The following is a 25,012-nucleotide window of genomic DNA, read 5'->3' as shown; positions in this document are numbered from 1 at the left end:
TTCGTCGTCATGTGGGTCGGCCAACGTGCTCGGCCACTGCTGCCCACCTGCCCATGTCCGCAGCGTACCGACTGTCGCCGTGACACCACGGACCGATGGAGATCACCGCCCCAGGGCAACTCAGGGAGAAGCAGATGACTCCTCGCCGCTCGACCGCTCCACGAACTCGCGCAGGGCCGCAATCGAGGTGAAGACCCGGTAGCCCAACGCGGCCAAGGCGTCCTCGTCGAAGTCGTCTTCGTCGAGTTCGAGGACCACCTTCTCGCCCAGCCCCTCTTGCAGCCCGTGTGGCCACACAGCCTCCGCGATGGACAGCACCCTCCCCGTGTCGGGGTGCGCGATCTCAAGGTCGCGCTCCGGTTCCGCGTAGCCCTGGGTCGTAAGCCACTCGACCAGAGCGTCGATCTCCTGGTTGCGGGTATCGGCGGCGTCATCGTCGCCGACGACCACCGGGTAGTTACCCTCTACCGGTCCGGGGCCGACTAGAGCAGGGTCGAGCCGCCCCGAACGCAATCTCTGCAGAAGGGAGTTCGCGGCTGTGGAGAGCAACTCGCGGCGGGCAGCAAGGAAATCGGGGTAGTTGTCGATCTGCCACAGGTGATCCTCCATCGGCACCCACTGGCTGGCCAGGGCACCTGGAACACGGGACTCGATCTCGGGCATGTAGATCGCGGGATCGGCATCACTCACCTGCAGATTCGTGTCCTGAGTGATCAGGCAGAAGTTCGCGATGGCGTTGACTTGGCCGCGCGGGTAGCCGGCTGCGTAAAGCTTGGCCTTGGGGAAGATGTGGTGAACCTGAAGACCGTTGAGCCTCCCCAGCAGCGCGTTCGAGATGGGGACGCCGGTGCCGAAGTCGCGGGCCTTCATGACACGGGTCAGCATGTAGAGCGTCGGGTAGAACCGAGCACCCATGCTGGTGCCGGCGAAGTCCTCGGGGCGCACGGCTAGGTCGCCGCGCGACAGCTCCAGTAGGCGGAGCAAGCCCTCGACCCCCGCCACGTCGACCGCCTCCAGGTCCTGCGTGAGGTAGGTCTCGGTCGAGGACGCGTAGCGGCCCCACATGCCCGTGTGGATGTACCAGTAGAGGAGCCGCGCCTGCTCGGACGCGTCCGGCAGGCGACCGCCGTTCCTGTGCATGTGCCGCGCGAGCACGACCAGCGGGAACGGGAACAGCACCCGTGCGTGGTCAAGCCCGAGGTGTCCGGCGATGACGTTCAGCCACTGATTCACGTAGGTGAAGGCCAGCCCCAGCCCCGTCTGCACTTCGCGTACGGGACGGTCGGCAAGAGCGGTGAACCGCGCCTTCCCTGTCACGATCCCGTTGACGACACGAAGCAGCCAGTCCAGGCTGAAGTCATAGCCGCGCTCCCGCCAGTACCTCAGGTGCTCGTTCATCTGGTGCCGTGCCTCGGGCCAACTGGCGCAGATCTTGGCCAGCGCGAGGTCGCCTTTGGAGAGCTTGGTCCCGCCCGAGTTCACCCGGTTGAAGATGTCCACGACGACGTCGATGGTCTTGTCGGCCCCGGTCACCTCCTCGACGTGCATGTCGCGGTCACCGATGCCTGTGACCTGCGCTAGGCGTTTCACGTACTCGCCTTTGCGGGCTTCGGGCGTATCGAGGGTCAACACCTGCTGGAAGTACTTGCCTTGGTCAGCAAAGAGGTCGGGCACCGAGACCCATTCAGCGGAGTTGTGCATCTTCTGTCGCGCGTAGAACTCGAACGTCTCGTCGACGACGTTGAAGTAGAGGCCAAGGAAGGTCGAGTCGTTGCCCTCGAAGAAGCGGGGCGCGCGTCCGCGGATCACGCCATACAGCGTTGTCGCGCGCTGTTGACCGTCCAGGAGAAGCTTGATGGTGCCGTCCCTGTCGGTCGGCTCGCCCCGCGCCGCTGTCGTCTCAGCCGCCGTCGACCACGTCATGAAGCTTCCCACCGGGTACCCGCGGTACAGCGAGGTGAAGAGTCCGCGGACCTGGTCCCGGTTCCAGACGTATCCCCGCTGGAACTCCGGGAGGGCGATCCCGCCGTCATCGATGTGATCCAGAATGGTGCTTACCCTCACCGCGTCCCCCGTAGCAGTCGACCTCCTCTCACCCTAGCCCGGCCAGCTGGTCCTCCTGCGGGCTTCGGGCTGAGTAGTCTCGCGGCATGGCCGAGCCGCATCACACAGTCACACCCGAGCAGTTGGCAGTCGAACTCGGTGCCAGCGTCAAGACCGTCCAGGCATGGCTGCGGGCCAGGGCTGGCAGTCAGTCCCCTACGACCGCCGGCACCTCACGCCTGAGCAGGCGGCTGAGCTGCGCGAGTGGTTCAAGCGGTAGGTAGCCCCACCCAGTGGCTGTCTGGCGCAGGTCAGCCTCGGTTGCGCCCGGCGAGAGTCGGAGAGCCTGGAGCTGGTCTGGGAACCGGCCTTGAGCTAGGATTGAATCAATTTCCAAGAAATGATTCAGGAGCTGGTAATGGAGGACATGACGGCGACGATCCGAGGCGCTCTTGCCGCCGCCGGACTGTCCCAGCGCGCGCTGGCGGACGAGACCGGCATCTCGCAGCCCACCCTGAACCGCATCCTCACTGGCGCTCGCCAGCCGAAGATGACCGAGATCCTGCTGATCGCCGACGCCACCGGCTGCACGGTCGCCCAACTCACCAGATCGGCGGTGGCTGACCGCGTGCAGTGCGCGGCCCGCGCCACCAACGGCGCAGACATGGATTCGATGCGGCAGCGGCTCCTGCACTTCATGGAACTCGACGCCTACCTCGACGACCAGGCCATTGCGGCGCAGTGATGGCCTCCGACATCGAACATCAGGCAGCTGAGGCGGCCGGGGAGTTCCGTCGTGCGCACCGTCTCGGAATCCAGCCTCTGGGCGACCTTGTTGCCCTGATCGAGCAGACCACCGAACTCGATGTTGCCGTCCTTGACGTCGGACCCGACGAACACGGCCTGACCATGCGCGACCCCGCCAGAGACCGGGTGTTCATCGGCGTCGCCCGAACCCGAAACCCGATGCGGCAACGCTCTACTCTGGCGCACGAGCTCGGGCACGTAGCTTTCCAGGACTGGAATGTCCCCCCGGGTGGTCGGCCCTTGGAAGAGAAGCGTGCGGACGCCTTCGCCCGTCACCTCCTCATCCCAACCGAAGCCATCGGGGAGTTCTTGGGCGACCGGGAAGTCACCACTGAGGCAGACCTCTCGGATGTGGTTCAGCGGTTCCTGGTGTCGCCAGCCATCGCAGCGATTGCCCTACGGCAGGCGGGTTACATCACCGCCGAGATGTGCGAGGCGTGGATGAACGTCTACACCCCAGTCCTCGCAACCCGCTTCGGATGGGGCGACTACTACGCCTCCCTGCAGGACGACTCGGATCGCGTGCGGGCGCCTCAGCGGCTGGTTGCCCGGGCGATCAATGGCTATGCAGAAGGGGTCGTGACAGCCCGGCAGATCGCTGCACTGCGCGGTCTGCCCGTCGAGTCGGTGGTTTGGGAACTCGCCGAGGCCGGGATCGCTCCCGTCGAACATGACCCGGCGGGGATCGCCGCCTCGGACCTGCCGGACGTCGAGGTAGACCTCAGCGGCTTGGACGATGCGGACTCGGTGTAGTGACGCGGCCGATCATTGACGCTGGCCCTGGCATCAACTTCTTCTCTGTCAACAAGGAACGGCTCCTCATCGCAACTCTCGGTCCCTTGAGCGCCCCAGAGGCGGTGCGTGACGAGGTGCTGCGGAAGTCGCGCACCGACAGCCGGTTCAAAGCTGCGGGCCAGGTGTGGAGGAAGCTGGAGCCGCGCTACATGGAGGTGCTCTCCGACGACGTCACAGATGAGCTGGCCACCGCCGTGAACCGCATCTCTGGGATGCCCGTTGAGCGGCGAATCCGTCGAAGCGAAGACCTGGGTGAGGTGATGGTCATCGCCCATGCGGTGGTGATGGCCGAGGGCGGCAATGATGTGTACGTTCTGATCGGCGACGGCGGGGGTCGGAAGTTGGCTGGCAGCGAAGCGCGTCGCCTGGATCGGCTTCGCCGCGCCGGCCGTAAGGTGGGCGCCATCTGGCTGGTCGGAACTGTCACAGTGCTCGAGAAGGCTGCAGGGAGCGAGTATCTCCCAGACCGTGGCGCGATGCGTGACCTCTATCAGCGGCTCCGCGGCCTCGATGACGGCCTGCCGCCGCTGGATCAGACCCGGCTCATGGTTCTCCCCTGCTGGCCGTAGCCCTACCGATCCAGTTCGAGACGTCGCTGACCAGGAAACGCTCTAGCATTCGCTCGTGGAGATCTCTGATTGGCTCGGGCTCGGGACGCTAGTAGTGGCTGTTGTTGGTGTTGTGTCGGGGCTGATCGAACTGCGTCAGGGGAATCGCCGGCAACAGCTAGAGCTGGGGAACCTGTACATCCAGCGGTAATGGAGCGTCGACGACGACCTCCTGCGCCTCCCAAAGGGCACCGAAGAGCACAGACATGCGCGACACCGGTACCTCCAGCTCTGTGAGGACGAGTTCGAGGCGGCTCGTCTTGAATGGCTCGACAAGAAGCAGTGGGACAGTTGGCATTTCTGGCTGGCCCAGGACCGAAAACGCGCTCTTCTTGTCGACGACCTCCATGAGTGTGCCTCCAATGACAACCCGTTTGAGCATGTCAGCGCTTGCGTTGGAGCGGGGGCGGAGCATGGCTGGCGGCAGTGTCCTGCAAACAGCCAAGCGTCCTGAGGATCCTCGAGAAGGCGAATCGGTCACCGATCATGCTTGGCTCCGGTGTCCACTGCACGATCCACGGTGTAGGGAGTCCGACGCAGGGACTTAGTCGCTGGGTGTCTCGTGACCTCTTCCGTCCTGCCCGCGGAACTCCTCGGCCCCGCCCAGGGGAACAGCGGGTCAGAAGACCAACCGGAACAGGGCGTCGATCCCGAGGACCAGGAGCGTCAGGATCGGGAACATCAACGCTGCCAGCCACTGGGTCCGGCGGGGCGGGGAGTCGGGGGAGCGCGGGTCGGCCACTGGGTCCGGCGTTGAGAGGTCGCGCCACGTGGAGATCACGCTGGCCACCAGCAGGCCGATCCCAACAGCGAGCGCGAGGCGCCAGTCCAGCTCCGCCACGACGTCGGTGAGGAAGAGCATCGCTAGCACGAGAAGCGCCATGAGTGCCGCGCCCAGAAGGCCCACCACGGAGTACCTGGCCTTGGCGAGCCACGGGAGTACGCGCCGGGGGAGGGCCATGACGGTGCTGGTCAGTCCGAGGACGACGGCGAGCGCCACCATGTCGCCGAGCGTGACGGCGAACTGCGTGCCGGCCGCCCAGTCGTCGACGGCGCGTGGAACCATCAGGAGCCCGAGCAGACCCATGAGCGCACCCACCACGAACGACGATCCGAGCCGAGACCCTGCGGCGGGCTCGGGAACCAGCGTTGTCGCGTAGCCCGTCGCGTCACCGAATGCCACTTCGGCGGACTCGCCGGATTCAGCGCAGTGAGCGTCGACGGTGGCCAGCGCGTCGCCGATCTGCTCGCCCGACGCGTCCTGCATCCGCATGGCCATGATGAAGTCCTCGCGCCAGCGCTTGTCGACGTGAGGGGTGGTGATCTCGGTCATGTCAGGCCTTCCTGGAGTCGACGAGGGAGTCGGTGAGACGTCGGGTCGTGTCGGTGAAGTGGGCCCAGCGGGCGGCCTCATCAGCAGCCGCGGCCCGGCCGATGGGCGTAAGGCTGTAGTACTTGCGCCCGGGCCCGCCGTCGCCGGGCCGCCACTCGATCTCGACCCACCCGGCATCCTCGAATCGGCCGAGCAGCGGGTACAGCGTGCCGCCCTTGACCGTCCCGAGGCCGGCGGCGGCGAGGCGAGCGGCGATCTCGTAGCCATAGGTGGGACCGTCGGTGAGGATCCGCAGCACGCACACACCTAGGACGCCGCGCAGCCACTCGCTCGGCCATGCGATGTCAGATTCCATACCTAGATCGTACGCCTGACTAGTTAGCCGGTCAACCTACTGCGAGCAGCTGGGGCGGCTCAGGCCGGGGAGACGATGTGGGCGATCAGGAAGCACAGCCAGAACGCGACCGTCACGCCACCCGCGACCAGCCCGACCCACACCGACCAGTGCCGGTCCCCACGCTTGAGGGCGTACACGCCGAGGGCGAGCGCCACCAGCGAGAGAGGTCGACGCCAAGGGCAGCAGCTGCGAATTGGACGCCGTCACCTCGCCCTCATCACCCGACGGTGCGGTCCGGCTCAACAGGAGCGGCCAGGCCAGCGCTACGAGCGAGACCAGGCCGAACCCGAGGGACGACCATGCCGGGAGCGGGTGGCGTGGAGTGGGCTACTTCCATGCTATTCCCGCGGGTGTGCGTCCGCTCGCTCTAGCCCTCAGGCGATTGCCTTGTTACCCTGAGCGGAGTGCGCGGATCGCGCCAGGAATCCAGGAAGCCTCGTGAAGGGAGGAGAGAGATGACACCCAAAGCTGTTGTGCATGCCTTCTCAACCCCCCACACACTTGAGGCCCCCGCCGCCTGACATTTCCCGCCGGGTGCCTCCTCCTCAGGAGAACCACCCTTGCCAAACCTTCTGTCGTCGTTCAGTTGGAGCGACGCCCCCACCACCGCCTACCTCGACAACCTCGCAGACAACCAACGTTGGTCCACCTGGGACTCCATCGAGCGGCTCTGCCGCGGACCCGAGCCCTGGCCTGACTGGCTGGTGACCGCCGCGGCCGCCGTCGACACCGACCTCGGCCTGCTCAAGTCCGGCAAGGAGGCGGACGTCTCCCTGCTCGAACGCGCCGTGCCCGACGACCCGGCGCGCTCCGTCGTCATGGCCGCCAAGCGCTACCGGTCCACCGACCGTCGGCTCTTCCACCGCGACACCGGCTACACGGAGGGCCGCCGCATCCGCAACAGCCGCGACACCCGTGCCGTCGCGCGGAAGTCGTCCTACGGCCGCACCGTCGAGGCGGGCCTCTGGGCGCGCGCCGAGTGGAACGCGCTCGTCACCCTCCACACGGCCGGCGTCCCCGTGCCGTACCCCGTGCAGATCGACGGCACGGAGATCCTCATGGAGTTCATCTCCGACGGTGACGCCGCGGCCCCGCGCCTCCACCAGGTTCGGCCGTCGAAACCGCAGGTCGAGCAGCTCTTCGAGCAACTCCGAGACGCCATGCAGACCATGGCCCGCCTCGGCCTCGTCCACGGCGACCTCAGCCCCTACAACACGCTGGTCACCGGGATCGACGACGAGCCGCGCCTGATCATCATCGACGTGCCGCAGCTGGTGGACCTGGCGTCCAACCCGTACGCCTTCGACTTCCTCCACCGCGACTGCACCAACATGGCCACCTGGTTCAGCCGCGCGGGGCTGGCGGTCGACGGCGACGACCTCCTCGGGGAGGTGTTGGCGCACGCCTGGTGAGCGGCGGCGAACCGGTCGCTCTCATGGTTGGTCTACCCACCTCGAGAGCGACCGGTTCTGTCATACCTACTGCAACACCAATGTTGCAGTAGGTGTTACAGCTGACCCAGTGCCCAGGTGGCTCGTGGGGTCGCGATCCTTTTCGAATATTGCGAATTGGGCTAGCATGGGGTCATGACCGAGTCAACGACGCGCGGCACGACCGTTCTGCCTCCACAAGACCTCGAGCCCATGCTCGACCTCTCACGATTTCTGGATAAGGTCACCGAACCCGCCGCCCTTCTGGGCCCCGACGGCCAGACCGTCGCGCTGCCGCTCGAGGCCTATCGGGTCCTGGTTGACGTCGTACACGCCATGCGCGAAGGCAAAGCGATCACCGTCGCCCCGATCGATCAACTCCTCACCACGCAGCAGGCGGCCGACTTCCTCGGCATCAGCCGTCCCACGCTGGTCAAGCTCCTGGAATCCGACGAGATTCCGCACGAGTCGCCGGGCGCAGGGAGGCACCGTCGAGTCCGGTTGCGCGACGTGCTCGACTACCAGGAGCGCAAGCGGTCTCGGCGCCGACTCGCCCTCGATGAGCTCACCCAGGACGCCGTCGGAGCTGGCCTGTACGAGGCTGAGCAGGCTGATTACGCCGACGCTTCGAGGCGGGCGCGCCAGGGGCGAGGCGAAGGCTGATCCCTGACGCGCGACGATCGCTCCCCGGGGGACTCGTCAGGCGAGGGCGCGCCTCACCGTCTCCTGGAGTTCCTTCCAGCTGACGATGAACTTCTCCACGCCCTCGTCCTCGAGGACTTGGAACGCGTCGTCGAGGTCGACGCCCGCGTCCGTGATCTCCTTCAGCACCGCGCGACCCTGGTCCGCGGTGCCCTCCATGGGGCTGCCGACCTCGCCGTGGTCGGCGAACGCGTTGAGCGTCTTCTCGGGCATGGTGTTGACGATGTTGCTCGCCACCAGCTCGGAGACGTAGAGCGTGTCGGGGTAGGAGGGGTCCTTGGTGCCGGTCGACGCCCAGAGGGGGCGCTGAGGGTTGGCGCCCTTGGCCTTGAGCGCGGCGAAGCGCTCCGAGCCGAACACCTCGTCGAAGGCGCCCAGCGCCACCTGCGCGTTGGCGATGGCGGCCCTGCCCTTGAGGTCCTCGCGGCCCAGCTTGGTGAGGCGGGCGTCGATCTCGGCGTCCACGCGCGAGATGAAGAACGACGCGACGGAGTGGATGGTGCCGAGGTCGCGGCTGGCGGCGTCGGCGGTCTCCAACCCGGTGAGGTAGGCGTCCATCACCTCGCGGTAGCGGGCCTCGTTGAAGATGAGGGTGACGTTGACCGAGATGCCGCGGCCGATGACCTCTGCGATCGCCGGGATGCCGGCCTTGGTGGCGGGGATCTTCACAAGAAGGTTCTCCCGGCCCACCACGTCGTAGAGCTTCTGGGCCTCCGCGACGGTGGCGTCGGTGTCGTGCGCGAGCTCGGGTGAAACCTCGATCGAGACGCGGCCGTCGAAGCCGCCGGTGCGGTCGTAGATGGGCTTGAGGAGGTCCGCAGCGTCGCGGACGTCGGTGGTGGTGGCGAGCTGGATGGCCTCGTCGACGTCGGTGAGGCCCTGGAGCTGCTCGGCGTAGGAGTCGCCGTCGCTGAGGGCGGAGGCGAAGATCGTCGGGTTGGTGGTCACGCCCACCACGGACTTGGTCTCGATCAGTTCGGCGAGGTTGCCGGAGGTGAGGCGGTCGCGGGAGAGGTCGTCGAGCCAGATGGAGACGCCGGCGTCGCTGAGGGCCTTGAGGCGGTCGGTCATGGAAATCCTCCTATGGAGTGGGGGTCTCTTTCGAGCCTAGGCGGACGGGTGTCACAGACGGTGGGGTTGCTTCTTGTTGCCTGCTTGGGCGTTCTGACTGCCATGGGGCAGAACCGTGACCATGGAGTGCAGGAGTGATAGCGAGATATGTGCAGGAATGATGGCCGAACGAATGCAAGAGTGATACTTCAACGTGTGCAGGACTGATACCGTTGCCTCATGGAGTACCGAGAACGCTTGGCTGACAGCCTGGTTCGTCGAGCGCTAGGCAACTTCGGTGCCGTGATCCTCCAGGGTCCCCGCGCCGTGGGCAAGACGACCACCGGCCTCCAGTTGTCGGCAAGCTCGGTGCGTCTGGACTCCTCGCCGAACGCAGCGAGGCTGGCGGAAGTCTCGCCGGGTACGGTGCTGACTGGCCCAACTCCTCGCCTGGTCGATGAGTGGCAGCTGGCGCCGACGCTGTGGAACGCAGTCCGCCACGAGGTGGACCATCGGGGAATCGCCGGACAGTTCATCCTCACCGGCTCGGCAACGCCCGCCGACGATCTCACCCGGCACAGCGGTGCTGGGCGCTTCCAGCGGGTCACCCTGCGACCGATGTCGCTCGACGAGAGCGGCGACAGCATCCGGGCGGTGAGCTTCCACGACCTGTTCACCCATGCCGACGCCGATCACGCGACTGGGATCGCCGGTCTGGGGGGTCCAAGCGTCGAAGAGTACGCCGCGCTGATCGTGCGGGGCGGCTGGCCCGCGCTGGTGATCGAGCCGAGCCGATCCCCCACCGAGTATCTCGCCGGCTATCTGGACGACGTGGCGCGCGCGGATCTGCGGTTTGCCGGGCTGAGCGCCGACCCCATTCGGGTGGGCGCCCTGCTGAGGGCTCTGGCCCGGAACACCGCCACCGAGGTGTCGGCCACCAAACTGAGCGGGGAGGCGGAGATCCCCGCCCCCGGGACCGCCAACGCCGAGGTGTCCGCGCAGACTGTGCGCAGGTACATCGACGCGCTGACCCGGGTGTTCGTCGTCGAGGAGCAGCCGGCTTGGGCGCCGCACCTGCGCTCGAAGGTCCGGTTGCGAGTGCAACCCAAGTGGCACTTCGTCGACCCATCGCTGGCAACCGCCGCTCTGCGCGCCGGGCAGGGCGCCCTTCTCGGTGACCTTGAGGCGTTCGGGCTGCTCTTCGAGTCGCTCGCTGTCCGTGATCTCCGGATCTACGCCCAGATGCTGGGCGGCGCGGTCTACCACTACCGCGACAGCTCGGGGCTCGAGGTGGATGCCGTCGTCGAACTCGGAGATGGCAGATGGAGCGCATTCGAGGTCAAGCTCGGGGGGGCAAGCAGTATCGACGACGCCGCGGCCAGCCTGAAGCAGCTGAGCGCCAAGGTGTCCGAGCAGCGCGCGCGGGACCTGGCCACCCTGAACGTGCTGACCGCGGGGGCCGAGAGCTTCACCCGGCCCGATGGCGTCAACGTCATCGCGCTGGGCCACCTCCACGCGGGCCGCCCCCTGTGACCGTCGCTCCGGTGGTGGGTAGAGCAATCCTCAGAGCGACCGGATCACGGGGGTGCCGCAGACCATCGCCGCCAAGGGTCAGATCCGGGGACCACGCAGCAGGGTGAGCACTGGGACGAGCACGGTGCGAGCGGCCTGGGTGAGGGAGACGCGGTCGTGGAGGCGCAGGGTCTCGCGGAGGAGCTGCTCGTCGTCGGCGGACGGATTGTCGTCACGGATCCGGCGCATCACCTCCAGCAGCTCGCGGGGCGGCACCTCGTCGAGCGTCCGCGGCCCCAGTTCGCGGAGCCGGAACTCCTGCTGCTCGGGCGCGCGATAGGTGCGGGAGTAGACCCCGGCGGTGCCCAATGGGTTGTCCGCCACCAGCTCGCCCCGTCGGACGGCGCGGGTGACCGCGGAGTCGAGCACCTGGGCGATCGCCTTCCCGACCCGCGACCCTCCGGCCGCCCGCACGTACGCGGTGCGGAGCCGGTTGCCCCGCACCGGGCCCTCCACGGCAACAATCCGCAACAGCCCGTCGAGGATGTCCGCGGCGGTGCCCTCGCCTACCGGCCTCGTGGACCCGTCGAACGCCGTGTACGGGTCCAGCCCGGCCGGCCGACGGAAGATCGAGTCAACGGAGCCGCCCAGCTGAGCCAACGGATCCCACTCGACACCCAATGCCGAACGTCTCGCCGGGGCAGGCGCAGGGGCAGCGGATGTGGCGCCACGCCGTGCGCGATCGAGGGCCAGGTGCAGGTTGGCCGCGAGGTCGGGATACAGGGTGGTGTCCACCGACTCCTCGGAGTCACGGCGGGGAGCCTCCTCGGTCTCGGCGGGAGGGTCCACGTCCGCCTCGACATCGACCTCCCCGACGATCTCCTCATCCACGTCCGCGTCAGCGTCGTCCACCACCCCGTCATCGGGGTCCGCTGCCTCGACGGGGTGGTCAACGAACTCCTCGACGCCTTCCTCCCGAAGGACCTCCAGCTCGAACTCCTGCGCCGAGTCCGCGCCCTCGATTTCCACGCCGTCGTCAACCCAGCCGGACGGGCGGATGTCCATCGCGTCGAGCTGCTTCCACAGCGGGGCCAGCGCGCCGGCCGGGTCGACGTAGAAGCTGGACTCCCGCACGCGGAAGAACCGCCACCCGCACCGCTCCAGCTCCCGCTGCCGGGCCAGGTCGCGCTCGTACGCCTCGGGCCCGTGCCAGGTGTCGCCGTCGCACTCCACCGCCAGCCGCGCCCGGGCCCCGACCACCACCAGGTCCAGCCGGTATCCCAGCGCCTCCATCTGCGGCACCACCGTGTAGCCGCGGTCCACGATCCGGTTGTGGATCCGCTGCTCGAAGAGCGAATCGAACGGCTCCACCCGCTCGTCCTCCGGCACCACCGACGAGGCGGCCTCGGATCCCGCTGCGGAGCGGCCCGCCACGCCGTAGGCGTAGTCGAGCAGCTGGAAGCGCAGGTCCTCGCTGTTGGGCAGCTCGTTCAGCGAGATGGAATGGAAGAGCCGCACCTGGTCCTTCGCCCGGCTCACCGCGACATTGAACCGCTGCACATACATCTCGCGGGTCAGCGCGCCCAGCCGACGCCCCGGCTCGGTGGCCGACACCATGGACAGGAACACCACGTCGCGCTCCGAGCCCTGGAAGTCCGGCGCCGTGCCCACCCGGAGACTCCGTCGGGCCCACTCCTCGGCGGGGATCTCGGCCAGCAGCAGCGACTCGATGTACTTGGCCTGCCGATCACCCACCAGCGAGATGACGGCCAGGGACGCGTTCTCGAAGGCCGGGTCGTCGAGGCAGGCCTTGAGGTCGTCGACGAGGGCCCGGGCCTCGGCGCGGTTGACCTTGCCCGTGGTGCCCTCCTCGACGCCGTCGGGCACATGGGTCACGACGAAGGGCGCCAGCCGGTCGGAGCCGAACTGCCGCACGGGGATGAGTCGGATGCCGTTGGGCTCGTAGGCGATGCGGTTGGAGAAGCCGATGATCTCGGGCACGCAGCGCCGGTGCTCCACGAGGGTCAGTTGGCCGCCGTAGCGCATGGCCGCCTCGTCGAACAGCGAGCGCTGCGGGTCCTGCCAGGTGTCCTTGTACCGGTCGTCGTGCAGGTACTGCGCGGCGAGGTCTCTCAGCTGCTGCTGGTCCACGCCGACGGCGGCGGGGGAGACCTGCCTGTCGTCGCCGATGACGACGATCTTCGGGGCCAGATACTGGAGGAACGTGGCCTCCAGGCCGGCCTGCGAGGCCTCGTCGACCACCACCACGTCGAACATGTTCTCCTGCATGCGGAACTGCTCCGCCACCCGGTAGAGCGGCATGATCCACACCGGGACGGCCGGGCGGCAGCGCTCCATGGCGCGCCGGATCTCGGCGCGCTGCTGGGCGGCGTACTTGCCGGTGCCCTTGCCGAGGCGGCTGACCTGCTGGGAGTAGCTGCGCAGGTCGGCACGGCGGCCTGGCGTGAGGCGCTCACTGCCGACGGCGTGGCCCCAGGCGCGCTGGGCGGCGATGTTCTCCGCCACCGAGCGCAGCCGCTGGTCTGCCACCGAGATCTGCGCCTGGATGCTGTTGGCGTCCACCTGGTCCTGCGCCAGCACCCACGCGCCGACGGCGCCCCAGCCGAACGCGGCTTCGAGGTGGGCGAGGCGGGAGCCCCAGGCGTCGTCGTCGGGGCTTGTCAGGATGGCTTCCGCGAGCGCGGGGGCGGTGGCGCGGACCTGGTGGGTGAGGGTGTCGCGGCGGGCGATGGCCTCGGCCACCTGCTCAAGCCGCACCAGCCGGGCCAGGGCACGGGCGTAGCCCTCGTGGTCCCGGGCGTCGACGGCGTTGCTCAGCCGGTGGACCGGCTCGGCGGCGTCGGACCAGCCCGCGACGGCGGAGATCTCCTCGCCCAGGGAGTTCAGCGGCTCGCGGGCGGCCGCCACCGCGTCGGCGGCGTCGATCGCGGCGATGGAGCGGGCGAGGCGCTCGACGGCGGCGCCGTCGCCCCACGCAGGCGGCACGATGCCGCGCGTGCGGAGGAACTCGTCCTCGGCGCGGATCCGGTCGCCGAGCTCCACCACCCGCAGCAGGTAGCTCAGCTGGATCCGGTGCCACTCCACGCGCTCGCGCGGGGTGTCCTCCTCAGGGATGTCCACCGACGCCGGCCACGCGCGGTCCAGCTCGTTCAGCAGCCCCGACGCGTCGCGGTGGGCCATCAGCACCCTGAGGGCCTGGGCCGTCGTCGGGGGCAGGCCGTCCACCCGGGCCTGCTCCAGCAGTTCCCGGCACTCCTTGACCACCCCGGGGGCGAAGGCGCCGATCTTGACCGTCCCGTCGGCCCGGGTCTTCAGCGCGCCGCCGTTCCCGAGGTGGCGCTCCAGGGCGGTGGCCATGGCGTGCATGCGGTCCATGTCGCCGGGGAGCTCGACGCGGACCCCGGCCGGCAGCTGCTCGAGGACCGCGTCGACCCGCCCCACGCCGTTGGCCAGCTCGGAGGCGCGGGCCCGCCAGATGTCGCCGGTGCCGCCGCGCACGGCGGCGAGGGCGTCGTCGACCCACTGGAGCGGGAGCCGCGTGAGGTCCGCCGCTGTGTTGACGAACTCGGTGAGGCGCTCCCTGAGGGCGGCGCGCTGCTCGACGGGGAGGGCGCTCAGTGCGGCCATGCTCTCGTGCCCGGGGCTGTCGGCGAGGGGTGCCGCCGCGGTTGTGGCCTCTGATTCCGAGCGCACGTGGGCGGCGAAGGCCTCCGCGCTGAGGACCGAGCCGCTCGGGATCCGGCGACGGCTGCTCTCGACGGCGTCCTCGCCGAGCGAGGTGTCGCGGAGCAGGGCCAGCCACTCGAGAGCCTCGTCGTCGGACAGCGGGGAGGCGGAATCGGGGGTGAAGCCGACGAAGTCGGCGATCCACCCGTGCTGCCCGGCCTCAGCCTGGTAGCGCTGTGCGATCGCCGCCAGCGTGCCGGAGTAGGCGCCGTGGCCGAGCTCGGCCACCTCGTGTGACCGGGCGTCGACGAGGTCGCGGCTGAGCGCACGCCGTCGCTTGTCCAGCTGGGCCGCCTGCTCGGCCAGCTCCTGGATTCGGTGGGCGGACGCCTCCTCGTCGTGATCGCCGGCCCGGCGGGAGATGTGGTCGACGGCGGTGCGGAGGTCGGCCAGGTCGTCGCGGCTGGCCCCGATCACCGACACGGCCAGCGGCTTGATCTGCGCGGGCAGCTTGGTGCGGACCTCGCGGAGGGCGCGGTCGGTGTGAGCCGTGACGAGCACCCGCTGGCCCTGGGCCAGCAGGTGCGTGAGGAGGGCGGCGGCCGTGTGTGTCTTGCCGGTGCCGGGAGGTCCCTGCACCAGGGTCTGGGCGTGGCGGTCGACGCGCTCGAGGATGCGCCGCTGCACGTCGTTGAGCGGCAGCGGCGCGACGATCTCGTCGTCGAAGGTGAGGATGGCGCCGGGCGTGGACACCTCGGTGACCGGGGGGAGGCGGTCGGGGTCGATCAGCGGAAGGAGACCGGCCGGCACCTCGCCGGCGGCTTCGATCTGGGCGGCGATCTCCTGGAACGCCTGCACCAAACCGGTGCGGTTGCGTGGGCGCAGCACCAGCGCGGGGGCCCAAGCCACCGTCGGATAGGGGTGCGCGGCGGGCAGTGTCGCGGTGTCGTCCCAGCGGCCCTCGGCGTGCAGCTGCAGCGCGACGGTGCGGCCCAGCGGCTCGATGTCGTGCGCGTCGAGCGGGTTGCCGGTGAAATCGTGGCCGCGGGTCTCGAGCTGCCCGACCAGCGACTGATCCGGGATCAGGCTGGGATCGAGCATGTCCAGCTCGACGTGCACGCCCACCGACCCCTCGTCGAGGAAGAAGTCCAGGCGGCCGTTCGACTCCTCCAGCTTGGGGATCACCGGCACGGTGAACAGGTGACGCCGCATCCGCTCATGCCCCTCGGGCGCCCAGGCGAGGAGCCCGACGCCGAGGAGGAGCTCGAGCTCCTCGCTCTTCTGGGTGGTCTGGACGTAGAGCTTGAACAGCTCGGCGTAGGCGTCGCGGACGGGCCGCTCGCGGAGGGTTACCTCGGCCCAGCCGTCCCAGGCGGCCGCCCACTCCTCGAAGGCCGTCGCCACCTCTGGGTGGTCCTCGGCGCGCTGCGGAGACCCGTTGGGCGCCGGGCACCATTCCGCGAGCTGGGGGCGCTGCGTGGCGTCGAGGGCGTCGCCGGTGATCCACCCGGTGAGCGCCGTCGGGATGCGAGGCGGGTCGGTGGGGATGAGACGGTCGATGCTGATCAGTGGACCCTCGTCCCACGCCTGTCCGGTGTCGGTGCCCCAGCGGACGGCCGCCGCGACGGGGAGGTCGCCGAGCCAGTGCACGGCGCCGTCGCGACGGTAGGCGTCGATGTCGCTGACGGGCGCCTGCCGGAGTTGTTGGGCCTTCGCGAGGAACGTGAAGAGGCGGACGGCCTTGTCGACGTAGTGGGGTGAATCAGACACAGGAAACGACTTCGCTCTCGTCGGGACCTGGCGAGCTTAGCCGCTCGGTGCGCTCACAAGGCATCGGACGGGGGCCCGGTGTGCAGGAGTGACAATAGAGGTCGTGTGCGGGAGTGAAGCCGACGACGTACTTGACTCCCGACAATTAAGCGCCACAATTGTGACCATGACAGCTGAGTCCTTGCGTGAGGTCCGCGACCACTTCAGCGAGGTGGTGGACCGCGTCGAGCGCCATCACGAACGGGTCACTGTCACGCGCAATGGCCGTCCTGTCGCGGTGCTGATCAGCCCGGCGGATCTGGCCGAACTGGAGGAGACCCTCGACGTGCTGTCGAATCCTGACGCGCTGGCCGACATCCGGGAGGCCGATGCCGCCTATGCCAGGGGCGATGTCGTGCGTGGGCCCGACGCGATCCGGAACCTTCGCCGGTGAGCCGTGAGGTGAGCTACGAACTGGTCCTCACCCCGCCCGCTGTCCGTGCCATCCAATCAGAACTGCCCCAGGCTGTCGCCGCGGCGGTGATCGAGTTCATGACCGGACCGCTGGTGGAGAACCCGCGGCGTGTGGGAAAGATGCTCCGGCGCGAGTTGGAGGGCATCTGGTCCTCCCGGCGAGGCGCCTACCGGGTCCTATACCGCATCAATGATCAGGTCGATGAAGTGGTGGTGCTGCGCATCGACCATCGTCGAGACGTGTATCGCTGAGTCGGCTCCGGCAACGGCTGGCCGTGCAGTGCGCACCGGTGCCGGCTGGGTGGTCGGCTCCATACAGCCTGCAAGCAGCGCTGTGCCGTAGGTTCTGGGGCATGAAGCCCGCCGTCGAGATTCTTGGAGACCGGTCCCTGCCACCCGGATTCAGCCACCCGCATGCGTCTGAAGAGGCGCGGGCGATCGCGGAGGCCGGCATGATCCTGCGCGTTCAGGTGGGTTCGGGGGTGCACGGCACCTCGATCAGCGGCCAGGACGACCGCGACGAAATGGGCATCTGCCTGGAGCCCGCGCGATTCGTCACCGGTATTGCCCGGGTCCCGAGCGGCATCGACGGCGCCGGCGAGGTGGACTTCGAGCAGTACCAGCGGCACACCGTCTGGGACCAGCCCGGCGGGTTGGCCAACCGTTCCGGCGCAGGCGACCTGGACGTGGTGATCTACGCGGCACGAAAGTGGTCCCGGCTGGCGCTGGCCGGCAATCCCACCGTGCTGCTCGCCCTGTTCGTCCCCGACGAGGAGGTGGTCTTCCGCAACCGCGTGGGGGCGGAGCTGGTCGACAACGCGCACCGCTTCGTGTCGAAGCTGGCCGCGGCGCGGTTCCTCGGATACCTGCAGTCGCAGCGCGCCGCTATGACCGGCGAGGTTGGGGCGCACACCAACCGGCCCGAGCTGGTCGCGGTGCATGGGTACGACACGAAGTACGCCATGCACGCCCTCCGCTTGGGTGTTCAGGGCGTGGAGCTGTTGACCACCGGTCGGATCACGCTCCCGGTGCCCGCTGCCGATGGCGACTACCTGCGCCAGGTCCGTCGCGGCGAGGTTGGGCTGGGGGAGGTGATCGACCGCATCGACGAGGCTGCGGCACGACTGGCTGTCCTCCGGGATTCGACGGCACTGCCGGCCGAGCCGGACCGACGGTGGGTGGATGACTGGCTGCACCGTTCCTACACGTGGTACTGGGCCGGGTGACGGCGGGCCGACACCGACAACGGCTCGTCGGCCGGGTGTACAGCCCGCCTTTATCGAAGTCAGATATAGATGCATAAAGAGGATAAACAGGGCGACGCAGACGGGGGCCTCCGGTGCACGAATCTCCTGTCGCGACGGCGGTCGACGTCGCCACGGTGCACGGCCTGGCAGCCCGGCGGCGTGTCGTGCCCGATCATCAGCGGTGGGCGCTCGCCCGCTGCGGGCGGAGGCGGAGTCGGGCAAGCCGCTGTCAGGCCCCTGCGACGCTTCCCCCGTGAGGCTGGTCGCTAAGCTCGCCACCCGCCCCCCTCACCGCTGGCCACACTCGGTGAAGCCCAGCTGCTGGTACGCCGACCGGCGCCTGGCGTACTGCGCTCTGAGGACGGGGACCTCAGGGTCCACGTAGTCGTGAACCACCACTTCCTTCTTTCCTTCGTGCCGACGCAGCGCCCGCCCGACGGCTTGGATGACAAGGCCGGGAAAGGAAATCGGTCCCGCGAGGAATACGGTGTCGATGATGGGTGCGTCGAATCCTTCACGCCCGTACGGGACCGTCGTCATGACGAGGAGTGGGTCTCCGGTCGACGTGTCGGCGATCCTGGCCCTGATCGCCGCCAGGGCCTTGGCCCCGGTGCCGCCTCGCATGATCAGCGCTTCTGTGTCCGGTAGCAGCGCGGCCAACTCAGTCAGGTGGTCGCGACGGCGCGACAGAACCAGGCACTTGCGGCCGTCAGTAAGTGCAGCGCTGATGTCGGCGGCAATTTGGCGGTTGCGTTCGGGGTCTTCCGCCAGCACCCCGCCCAACTGGCCGATCGCCCCCGGCACGCTCATGTCGAGCCCCGAGGGGCTGCTGTACGAAGTCTGGTGGACGTGCAGCACACGATGGGGACCGTCGTAGGGGGTGACGAGGGTCGCCTCGCTGGGAAGGGTGTCGCGAATCGTGTGCCGGATTGGACCGAGCTGCCAGGTGGTGACCTGCTCCAGGCCGTCCTTGCGTTCAGGCGTCGCGGTGAGCCCCAGCCACCAGGCGGACTCAATCTGGGAGACCACCTTCTCGAACGACCCGGCAGCAAGGTGGTGGCACTCGTCGACGATGACCTGGCCATAGGGTGCGGTGAGCTCGCGAATCTCGTCGGGGCCGTGTCGGGCCAGCGTCTGCAGAAGCATGATGTCGACCTGTCCTCGTGTCTTGACGCGGCCGCCCCCCAACTGACCGGACTTGATCCCGAGTAGGACACGGATCTGTTCGCGCCACTGCGAAGCGAGCGCCGTCTTGTTGATCAGGACGAGTGTGGTGACCGCTCGTTCGGCGATGATGGCGCAGGCCATCACGGTCTTGCCCGAGCCGGTTGGCGCATGCAGGATGCCGTCCTCGTGGGCCAGCATCGAGTCCACGGCTGCCGTCTGTCGGTCGTCGAGGTCACCGAGAAAGGACACGTCGAGCTCCGTGCCCTGGCAGCGCTGATCTTCGCTGACCAGGTTGCTTGCGGCCTGCGAGATCAGGTCCGCTGCATGGTGGCGAAGCCCGCGCGGGAGGATCAGATCACCGTTGATGGCCACGTCGAAGCCCTGGATGAACCGGGGGATGCTCCAGGTGGAGCGGCGCGCGCGCTGCGCCTCGTAGAAGGCCGGGTTGTGGATCGTGGCACTGTGTCGAAGTGCGGCCGCCAGCTCAGGAGTCAGGTCCTCATCGCGAATCGTGAGTGTCGCCCCGAGTTTCGCCCGCACCAGTGGAGGGACGCGGGGGTGGATCGCGGTCGCCGGAGAAACCTCCAGCCGCGTCACATCGGGTCCTACAACCACCCGGTCCTTACGGCCCGATGCCGCCACTTGCCGTGGAGTCATCCTGTCCAGGTGCGAGAGGTACTCCCACTGATCGGTCCACGGCTCCCACGTGGCCATGTCCACGAACAGGGTTGTGCCGCGCTCTGCCCGACGGTTGCCATTCAGGGGGGCGGCGATGAGGTTTCCGACCCCTGACGAGCCTGTCGGCACGGTGTCCTGGTTCGGGAACAGGCGGTCATAGCTGGCCAGTGGCATGGATCCGCGCAGCGCCATCGCCCTGTGGATGCACGCGGTACCCATCGCCCGCGCGTCAGCTGCCGGCGTGGGAGCGGTGAAGAAGGTCCAGACGTGCGCGCCCCTGCCGGATTGGGAGATCTCCAGCGCACAGGGAACGCCCAGTGAGCTGGCGGCCTTCGTGTAGGCGTGCGCGTCCAGCATCGCCTGTGGACCGTCGAAGTCGGCGGCGAGCCACCAGCAGGTCGCATCAGGCAGCAGGGGATAGAGCCCGATGAACAGGTCGTCGTCGGACCGAAGGTGCGCCACCAGGGCTTCGACGGTCAGCGGAAGCGGGCGTCGGTCCCACAACGAGCCCTTGCCAAACGCGTCGCGCACCACTGGCGACCAGCCCTTCGTACCCTTCCGTGGGTTCTCCCAGTACCGCGCGTAGACGTCGCGACGTGCGGCGAACAGCCGGGCGAACAACGCCAGTTTGGCCTCAGGCTGTGACGAGTTGGTCACCAGGCCTGGATCGGAATGCGCGAATGTCGGTTGCTGCGCCGGTGGCTCCACGCCATCGGTGACATTGAAGCGGTTCCTCAACCGCTGGTTCTCAACGCGGAGGAGGGCGATTTGACGCTCCAACTCCTCGCGCCGCCGCTGTGGATCCGGCTGCTGATCGGCGTACATCAGACCAGGTCGTCTTCGTCAGATACTCCGGTGATCGCGTTGACGTTGGACCGCGAAACGGCATGCTCGGACGCCTGTTCCTCAGTGCGTTGGCCATCGATGGCGGCGGTATTGAGGGCTCGACGGATCCGGTGCATGATCGACGGAACGTCGTGCGTCAGCGTCGCGCGGATGATGGTCGGGTCCACCAACAGGTATCCATGCGCGATCCGGTTCCGCATGCCCCACATGAGCGACCATGCATCTCCGAACAGTGTCTGGCGTATCGCCGGATTGAGCGCGGCGAGGGCCTCGATCCCTGCAGAGAGGCGCATGCAGACGGCGTCGATGACCAGCTGATCATCGAGCTCCTCTGCAGCATGGCTCTGCATGATCTCGAAGTGGGCCAGAGCGTCTCTCAGGGTCTCAGAAGTGCCTCTGCTCACAGCGCCACCGCCTCAGCGAGGATCCGATCCCGAAGATCGGGGCGCAGCACGGTGTCGGGCACCAGATCCACCGTGCAGCCGAGCACTTGGCTCACGTCCCGCTCGAGGGCGGCAAGCTGCATCAAGCTGAGAGGACGATCCATGGTGAACAGCAGATCGATGTCGGACCCCTCGTGATCATCTCCGGTGGCGACGGATCCGAAGACGCGGACGTCGCGGCCACCAGCAGCGGCCACCAGGCGCTTGACTTCGCCTGCGTTCTTGCGCAGCCTCCGACTCAACGGCGACGTGCCGTGGAAGCGGAGCAGGCGGGACACCTCAGGCTGGCTTCGCCCGATCTCGGCCGCGATCTGCGCTTGGGTCTTACCGGCTGCCGAGGCCTGCCGCACGGCGCGAACCAACTCGCCGCGGCCCTGGGCGATGAGCTGGTCCGCGTGGCGCGCTGCCTCCGCGAGAGTGCTGGACATGACTCGAGTATAACAAATGCTATAGACCCCAGTCCGGTTCCGCGAGTCGGTCTCGCGCGTCAGTCCAGACAAAGTGTGGATAGCCAGGCAACAGGGCGGAGCAGTCCGGGGGCATCCGGTGCACGAATGTCCGGTTGCGCCGGCGGTCGAGGTCGCCACGGTGTGCGACGCGGCGGTCCGACGGCGTGTCGTGCCAGATCGTCAGGCGGTGGTGGGTCGGCCAGCTCCCAGTGTCATGCGCGGGTGGGAGCCCGAGCACGGTCAGGATCGCCCGAGCGACGCCGACGGAGCCCTCGCAGACTCGATCTACTGCAACATCTATTCAGTATGTGGCAGTGCTCCGACGGCACTGCCGCTACGGCCGTGGAGGGCTGCACTGGCGTCCCGCTGCCGCGGTTGGGGAGGGGGCTCAGTGTCCCCAGGTCGCCACGCCTGCGCCTGCGCCACGGCTGGCTCAGCTCGTCGCCCGCGCCCAGGAACGGACCGCGTCGGCGATCGGCGTCGTGGGCCGCCCGATGAGCCGCGACAGGTCCCCGCTCGTGACCAGGAGGGTGTTGTCGGCGGTGTTGCTGTCCAGCGTGGTGATGAACCCGATCGTGCCGTCATCGAGCCCGGCGTCACGCAGCACACTCACGTGCTCGTCGGTGGAGACCTCCCGGAGGGAGACCGGCCGGCCGAGGACATCGGCGAAAGTGTCAGCGAGGTCCCGCATAGTCCAGGCGGTGTCGCCGCCGAGCTCGTAGACGGCGTTGTCATGTCCGTCGCCGATGAGTGCGACGGCAGCGGCCTCGGCGTAGTCGGCGCGCGCGGCGCTCGAAACCCGCCCGTCCTTCGCGCTGGAGACGACGACGCCGGTCTGGCGGGCCTGATCGAAGGCGGGCTGGTAGTTGTCGTGGTACCAGCCGTTGCGCAGGAAGGTGTAGGTGAGGCCGCTGTCCTTGATGGCGTCCTCGGTGGCCGCATGCTCGGGGGCGACGAGAAGGCTGGTGGTGTCGGCGCCGACCACGCTCGTGTACATGATCCGGGCAGCCCCAGCGGCCTTCGCAGCCGCGACCACGTTGCCGTGCTGGGCGATCCGCTGGCCCACCTCGCTGCCGGAGATCAGCAGCACGGTGTCGCCCTCGGTGATGACGCCGTCGGCAGGGTTGTTGTAGTCGAGGACTGCGGTGCGGACGCCCTGGGTTCGGAGCGCCTCAAGCCGATCCAGGGCTCGCCCGGTGGCGACGATGTCGTCGGCCTGGACTCCGCGCTTGAGTAGGTTCTGGACCACCAGGTTTCCGAGCTGGCCGGTGGCGGCGGTGATGACGATGGACATGGTGCTTCTCCTCATGGTGGCGCAGGATGACGTCCCCAGGATAGCCGATCATTGAACTTTCAAGTTCATCCGGGGTGTCGTGCGCTGAATGGAAGGTCTGGTCGCGTCGGCGCCACCAGATCCGCCACTGGCGTGATGGCGGGGGCGCCGTCGAGGTCGATGGGCGTCCGTCGCCTGAGGGAGGCTACGGCCGGACGTCGTCGTGCAGACGCACGCTGGAGAACTCGACCGTCCCGTCGGCGCACTTCCAGTAGTGCAGGCGACGGGCGCTGGGCGTGTTGCTCTGCAGCGACACCCGCCAGCACGTCTCCCCACCGTTGCGCGTGACGGGTGCGTCGTCGCCGCCCTTCCCGCTGCGCAGCTGGTGCAGCTCGCGCGAGGCAAGCTCCGCGTCGCGCCCGGTGAGCACCTGCACCAGCACCTCCACCACCTTCGTCCGCGACACCCCGTGCACCGCGCCCAACGTGTCGAAGAACCCGGGCCCGTAGCGCCACGCTGCCAGTGGGTAGCGTTCCTTCTCCCCGACGGGGACGGTGTAGGCCCAGTGCTGCCGGATCTCGAAGTCCAGCTGCCCATCCTCCGTCGAGAACAGCACCTCGTCCGGAACCGACGGCCGCGCGCGCGACTTCTTCCTCCGCACCTCCTCGCGCAGCTGCCTGCGCAGCTCCCTGGCCTCATCCTGCTCCCTGGCCAGATCCGCCCGGGTCCGTCGCAGCTCCTCCACGAGCTGCAGCTGATCCCGCAGCAGCCCTTCCACGACGTCGGGAGTCGCCTCGGGCGCGCCCACCGCGGGGGGCGCCTCCGCATCCACGGCGGACGGGGCCTCGGCCTCCAGGGCCTCTGTCTCCTGGGCCGCCGGCTGCTCGCTGATCTGCTCGGCGACGAGCCACGGCGGCCCGCCGTCGAGGATGCTCGGGGCAGTCGCGGCCTCCTCTGGCGCAGCCGCGTCGAGCATCGAGAGCAACCACTCGCCCGAACCCTGGTCGCGCTCTCCGAACCACACCGGCACCACGTCGCCCTCTGAGAGCAGCAGCCGGAGATCCTTGCCGTCCTCAGTTAGAAGGTCGGCCGCAATGGTGCGGGTGAAGCCGGGGTAGAGCTCGACTGTGCATCCCTCGGCATCCACCGCCGCGACCCTTGCCAGCACCGTATCGCCAGGCTCGTAGGAGGCGACGGCGTCCTCGGCGCGGCGTCGCATCCCGCGGACGTCCAGGCGCCGGCTCTCCGGGTCGAGCTCCCCGCGCACGGGCATCCCCCTGCGGAAGAGCCGCTCGGCCGCGACACCGGGCTCCACCAGCTCCGGCCAGATCACGCACGGCAGCCCTCCGCCCACGTTCACCAGCGCACGACCTCCCGCCACCCCGGAGACCGTCCCGCTCACCTGCACGGCGGCCCGCTCGACGGCGGCGTCGGCGACGAACCCGCCGGCCGACGACATGCTCATGGCGTCCGAGACGAGCTCGCGCGTGATCCTGACGCGGTCCGTCCTCCCGTAGGCGAACCGCAGCGGGGACTCGTACGGATCCGTCTCCCAGCCGTGACCGATCGGGTAGACGCGCGAGGCGCCGCCGTAGACCTGGCACATCGGCGGAACAGCCTCGCTGAACGCCCAGCTTGCCTCGGGCGTCTCGATCTCCGCCACGTCGGCTATCCCGCGGAGAGTCGAGCGGAGCGACTCGACGTCGGCGTAAGCCTCGACGGTGCCCGTTGCCCGCGAGACCACTACCACCGGCCGCTGCCTGGTGGAGCTGCGGAGGAACACCCCGAGGGCGGCGGCCTCGTCGCGGGTGCGCACCGTCGGGGGCAGCGACGGGGTACCCGGGATCCCGTGGCTCCGCGGCGCCGTCGGGGGAGTGGGCGGAGCGGCCGGAGTGGGCGGCGGTTCCAGGGCGCTCCGGAGGGCATCGCGCAGGAGGCCCCTGAGATCCTTGATCTCGCGCGTGCCGCGTGCAAGGAACAGCGGGATCGAATGTGGGTCGGTCTCCCAGTCGGTCCCCGGCGGGTACACCCGGCATGCGCCTCCGTACACCGACGCCTCCTTGCCCACCACGTCGGAGAACGCATAGGTCACGCGGTCATGGGTGAGCGTGACGACGTCGGCGCGCCCGTCGGCGAGGAAGTCTCCGGGATTCACGTACGGGTTCTGCCTGCCATGCGCCACCGTCAGCACGACGACGGGCCGGGTGCGCGCCTCCGAGCGGAGGTAAGCCACCAGCCTGTGCACGTCCAGCCCGTCGCTGACCACCTGCGGCGTTGCCCCCGGTAGTTCGAGTGCCATGTTTCCCCCGTCCACGTGCCCCA

General features: G+C 68.6%; 21 protein-coding genes. 9 read left to right on the top strand and 12 right to left on the bottom strand.

All coding sequences use genetic code 11. The features are described from left to right. Window positions 1-120: 120 nt before the first annotated feature. Window positions 121-2,064: a DUF262 domain-containing protein gene (locus tag H5398_RS12820; protein WP_182800266.1), complete on the bottom strand. Its 1,944-nt coding sequence runs from the start codon at window positions 2,062-2,064 to the stop codon at window positions 121-123. 397 nt (window positions 2,065-2,461) lie between these two features. Here H5398_RS12820 and H5398_RS12815 point away from each other — a divergent pair, with 397 nt between their 5' ends. The 3 genes from H5398_RS12815 to H5398_RS12805 all read left to right on the top strand — a co-directional run bounded on the left by H5398_RS12815 (window position 2,462) and on the right by H5398_RS12805 (window position 4,214). After that, a complete protein-coding gene (locus H5398_RS12815; RefSeq protein WP_255443720.1) occupies window positions 2,462-2,788 on the top strand; it encodes a helix-turn-helix transcriptional regulator in 327 nt (108 codons plus the stop codon). Beyond that, a complete protein-coding gene (locus H5398_RS12810) occupies window positions 2,788-3,603 on the top strand; it encodes an ImmA/IrrE family metallo-endopeptidase (RefSeq protein WP_182800264.1) in 816 nt (271 codons plus the stop codon). Before H5398_RS12815 ends, H5398_RS12810 begins: the two co-directional genes overlap by 1 nt. Before the next feature lie 86 nt (window positions 3,604-3,689). Continuing rightward, window positions 3,690-4,214: a hypothetical protein gene (locus H5398_RS12805; protein WP_220489428.1), complete on the top strand. Its 525-nt coding sequence runs from the start codon at window positions 3,690-3,692 to the stop codon at window positions 4,212-4,214. 157 nt (window positions 4,215-4,371) lie between these two features. Here H5398_RS12805 and H5398_RS12800 read toward each other — a convergent pair whose 3' ends face one another. The 4 genes from H5398_RS12800 to H5398_RS12785 all read right to left on the bottom strand — a co-directional run bounded on the left by H5398_RS12800 (window position 4,372) and on the right by H5398_RS12785 (window position 6,138). Then, the gene (locus H5398_RS12800) at window positions 4,372-4,602 is read right to left on the bottom strand and encodes a hypothetical protein (RefSeq protein ID WP_182800262.1); all 231 of its coding nucleotides are present in this window, start codon (window positions 4,600-4,602) and stop codon (window positions 4,372-4,374) included. Between the two features lie 270 nt (window positions 4,603-4,872). Further along, window positions 4,873-5,586: a hypothetical protein gene (locus H5398_RS12795; RefSeq protein WP_182800261.1), complete on the bottom strand. Its 714-nt coding sequence runs from the start codon at window positions 5,584-5,586 to the stop codon at window positions 4,873-4,875. Between the two features lies 1 nt (window position 5,587). After that, on the bottom strand, window positions 5,588-5,941 hold the full coding sequence (locus tag H5398_RS12790; RefSeq protein ID WP_182800260.1) for a PadR family transcriptional regulator: 354 nt from the start codon (window positions 5,939-5,941) through the stop codon (window positions 5,588-5,590). 59 nt (window positions 5,942-6,000) lie between these two features. Continuing rightward, window positions 6,001-6,138, bottom strand: coding sequence for a hypothetical protein (locus H5398_RS12785; protein WP_182800259.1), 138 nt, complete (start codon window positions 6,136-6,138; stop codon window positions 6,001-6,003). A gap of 405 nt (window positions 6,139-6,543) precedes the next feature. On the opposite strand from H5398_RS12785, the gene H5398_RS12780 reads away from it, so the two are divergent. After that, on the top strand, window positions 6,544-7,395 hold the full coding sequence (locus tag H5398_RS12780) for a serine protein kinase RIO (protein WP_182800258.1): 852 nt from the start codon (window positions 6,544-6,546) through the stop codon (window positions 7,393-7,395). Between the two features lie 174 nt (window positions 7,396-7,569). Beyond that, window positions 7,570-8,076, top strand: coding sequence for a helix-turn-helix domain-containing protein (locus H5398_RS12775; RefSeq protein ID WP_182781214.1), 507 nt, complete (start codon window positions 7,570-7,572; stop codon window positions 8,074-8,076). A gap of 36 nt (window positions 8,077-8,112) precedes the next feature. Here H5398_RS12775 and tal read toward each other — a convergent pair whose 3' ends face one another. Then, the gene (gene tal / locus H5398_RS12770; protein WP_182800257.1) at window positions 8,113-9,186 is read right to left on the bottom strand and encodes a transaldolase; all 1,074 of its coding nucleotides are present in this window, start codon (window positions 9,184-9,186) and stop codon (window positions 8,113-8,115) included. Between the two features lie 219 nt (window positions 9,187-9,405). On the opposite strand from tal, the gene H5398_RS12765 reads away from it, so the two are divergent. Next, the gene (locus H5398_RS12765; protein ID WP_182800256.1) at window positions 9,406-10,698 is read left to right on the top strand and encodes an ATP-binding protein; all 1,293 of its coding nucleotides are present in this window, start codon (window positions 9,406-9,408) and stop codon (window positions 10,696-10,698) included. A gap of 78 nt (window positions 10,699-10,776) precedes the next feature. Here the strand turns inward: H5398_RS12765 and H5398_RS12760 are convergent, their stop codons facing one another. After that, complete coding sequence (locus tag H5398_RS12760) at window positions 10,777-16,134, bottom strand: AAA domain-containing protein (protein ID WP_182800255.1); 5,358 nt, start codon at window positions 16,132-16,134, stop codon at window positions 10,777-10,779. 166 nt (window positions 16,135-16,300) lie between these two features. Between H5398_RS12760 and H5398_RS12755 the strand changes: the two genes are divergently transcribed. The 3 genes from H5398_RS12755 (at window position 16,301) to H5398_RS12745 (ending at window position 17,813) form a co-directional block, all read left to right on the top strand. Further along, window positions 16,301-16,567, top strand: a complete 267-nt coding sequence (locus tag H5398_RS12755; protein WP_182800254.1) for a type II toxin-antitoxin system Phd/YefM family antitoxin — start codon at window positions 16,301-16,303, stop codon at window positions 16,565-16,567. After that, window positions 16,564-16,839 carry a type II toxin-antitoxin system RelE/ParE family toxin gene (locus H5398_RS12750; protein WP_370586122.1) on the top strand — a complete coding sequence of 92 codons (276 nt, stop codon included), beginning with the start codon at window positions 16,564-16,566 and terminating at the stop codon, window positions 16,837-16,839. The genes H5398_RS12755 and H5398_RS12750 overlap by 4 nt, the downstream gene beginning before the upstream one ends. Window positions 16,840-16,940: 101 nt before the next feature. Further along, entirely contained in the window at window positions 16,941-17,813 is an 873-nt protein-coding gene (locus H5398_RS12745; protein ID WP_182800253.1) for a DNA polymerase beta superfamily protein, read from the top strand. A gap of 309 nt (window positions 17,814-18,122) precedes the next feature. Here H5398_RS12745 and H5398_RS12740 read toward each other — a convergent pair whose 3' ends face one another. From H5398_RS12740 to H5398_RS12720, 5 genes are all read right to left on the bottom strand, one after another. After that, window positions 18,123-20,504, bottom strand: coding sequence for a DEAD/DEAH box helicase (locus H5398_RS12740; protein ID WP_182800252.1), 2,382 nt, complete (start codon window positions 20,502-20,504; stop codon window positions 18,123-18,125). Then, window positions 20,504-20,929, bottom strand: a complete 426-nt coding sequence (locus tag H5398_RS12735; protein WP_182800251.1) for a HepT-like ribonuclease domain-containing protein — start codon at window positions 20,927-20,929, stop codon at window positions 20,504-20,506. The genes H5398_RS12740 and H5398_RS12735 overlap by 1 nt, the downstream gene beginning before the upstream one ends. Then, entirely contained in the window at window positions 20,926-21,396 is a 471-nt protein-coding gene (locus tag H5398_RS12730; RefSeq protein WP_182781222.1) for a nucleotidyltransferase family protein, read from the bottom strand. Before H5398_RS12730 ends, H5398_RS12735 begins: the two co-directional genes overlap by 4 nt. Window positions 21,397-21,850: 454 nt before the next feature. Then, window positions 21,851-22,711: an NmrA family NAD(P)-binding protein gene (locus H5398_RS12725; RefSeq protein ID WP_182800250.1), complete on the bottom strand. Its 861-nt coding sequence runs from the start codon at window positions 22,709-22,711 to the stop codon at window positions 21,851-21,853. A gap of 184 nt (window positions 22,712-22,895) precedes the next feature. Further along, a complete protein-coding gene (locus tag H5398_RS12720; protein ID WP_182800249.1) occupies window positions 22,896-24,989 on the bottom strand; it encodes a hypothetical protein in 2,094 nt (697 codons plus the stop codon). Window positions 24,990-25,012 lie beyond the last annotated feature (23 nt).

The sequence above is a fragment of the Tessaracoccus sp. MC1679 genome, from assembly GCF_014164775.1.
Taxonomy (GTDB): domain Bacteria; phylum Actinomycetota; class Actinomycetes; order Propionibacteriales; family Propionibacteriaceae; genus Arachnia.
The sequence above is the reverse complement of the archived record's forward strand: the minus strand, read 5'-3'. Positions and strand labels throughout refer to the sequence as shown.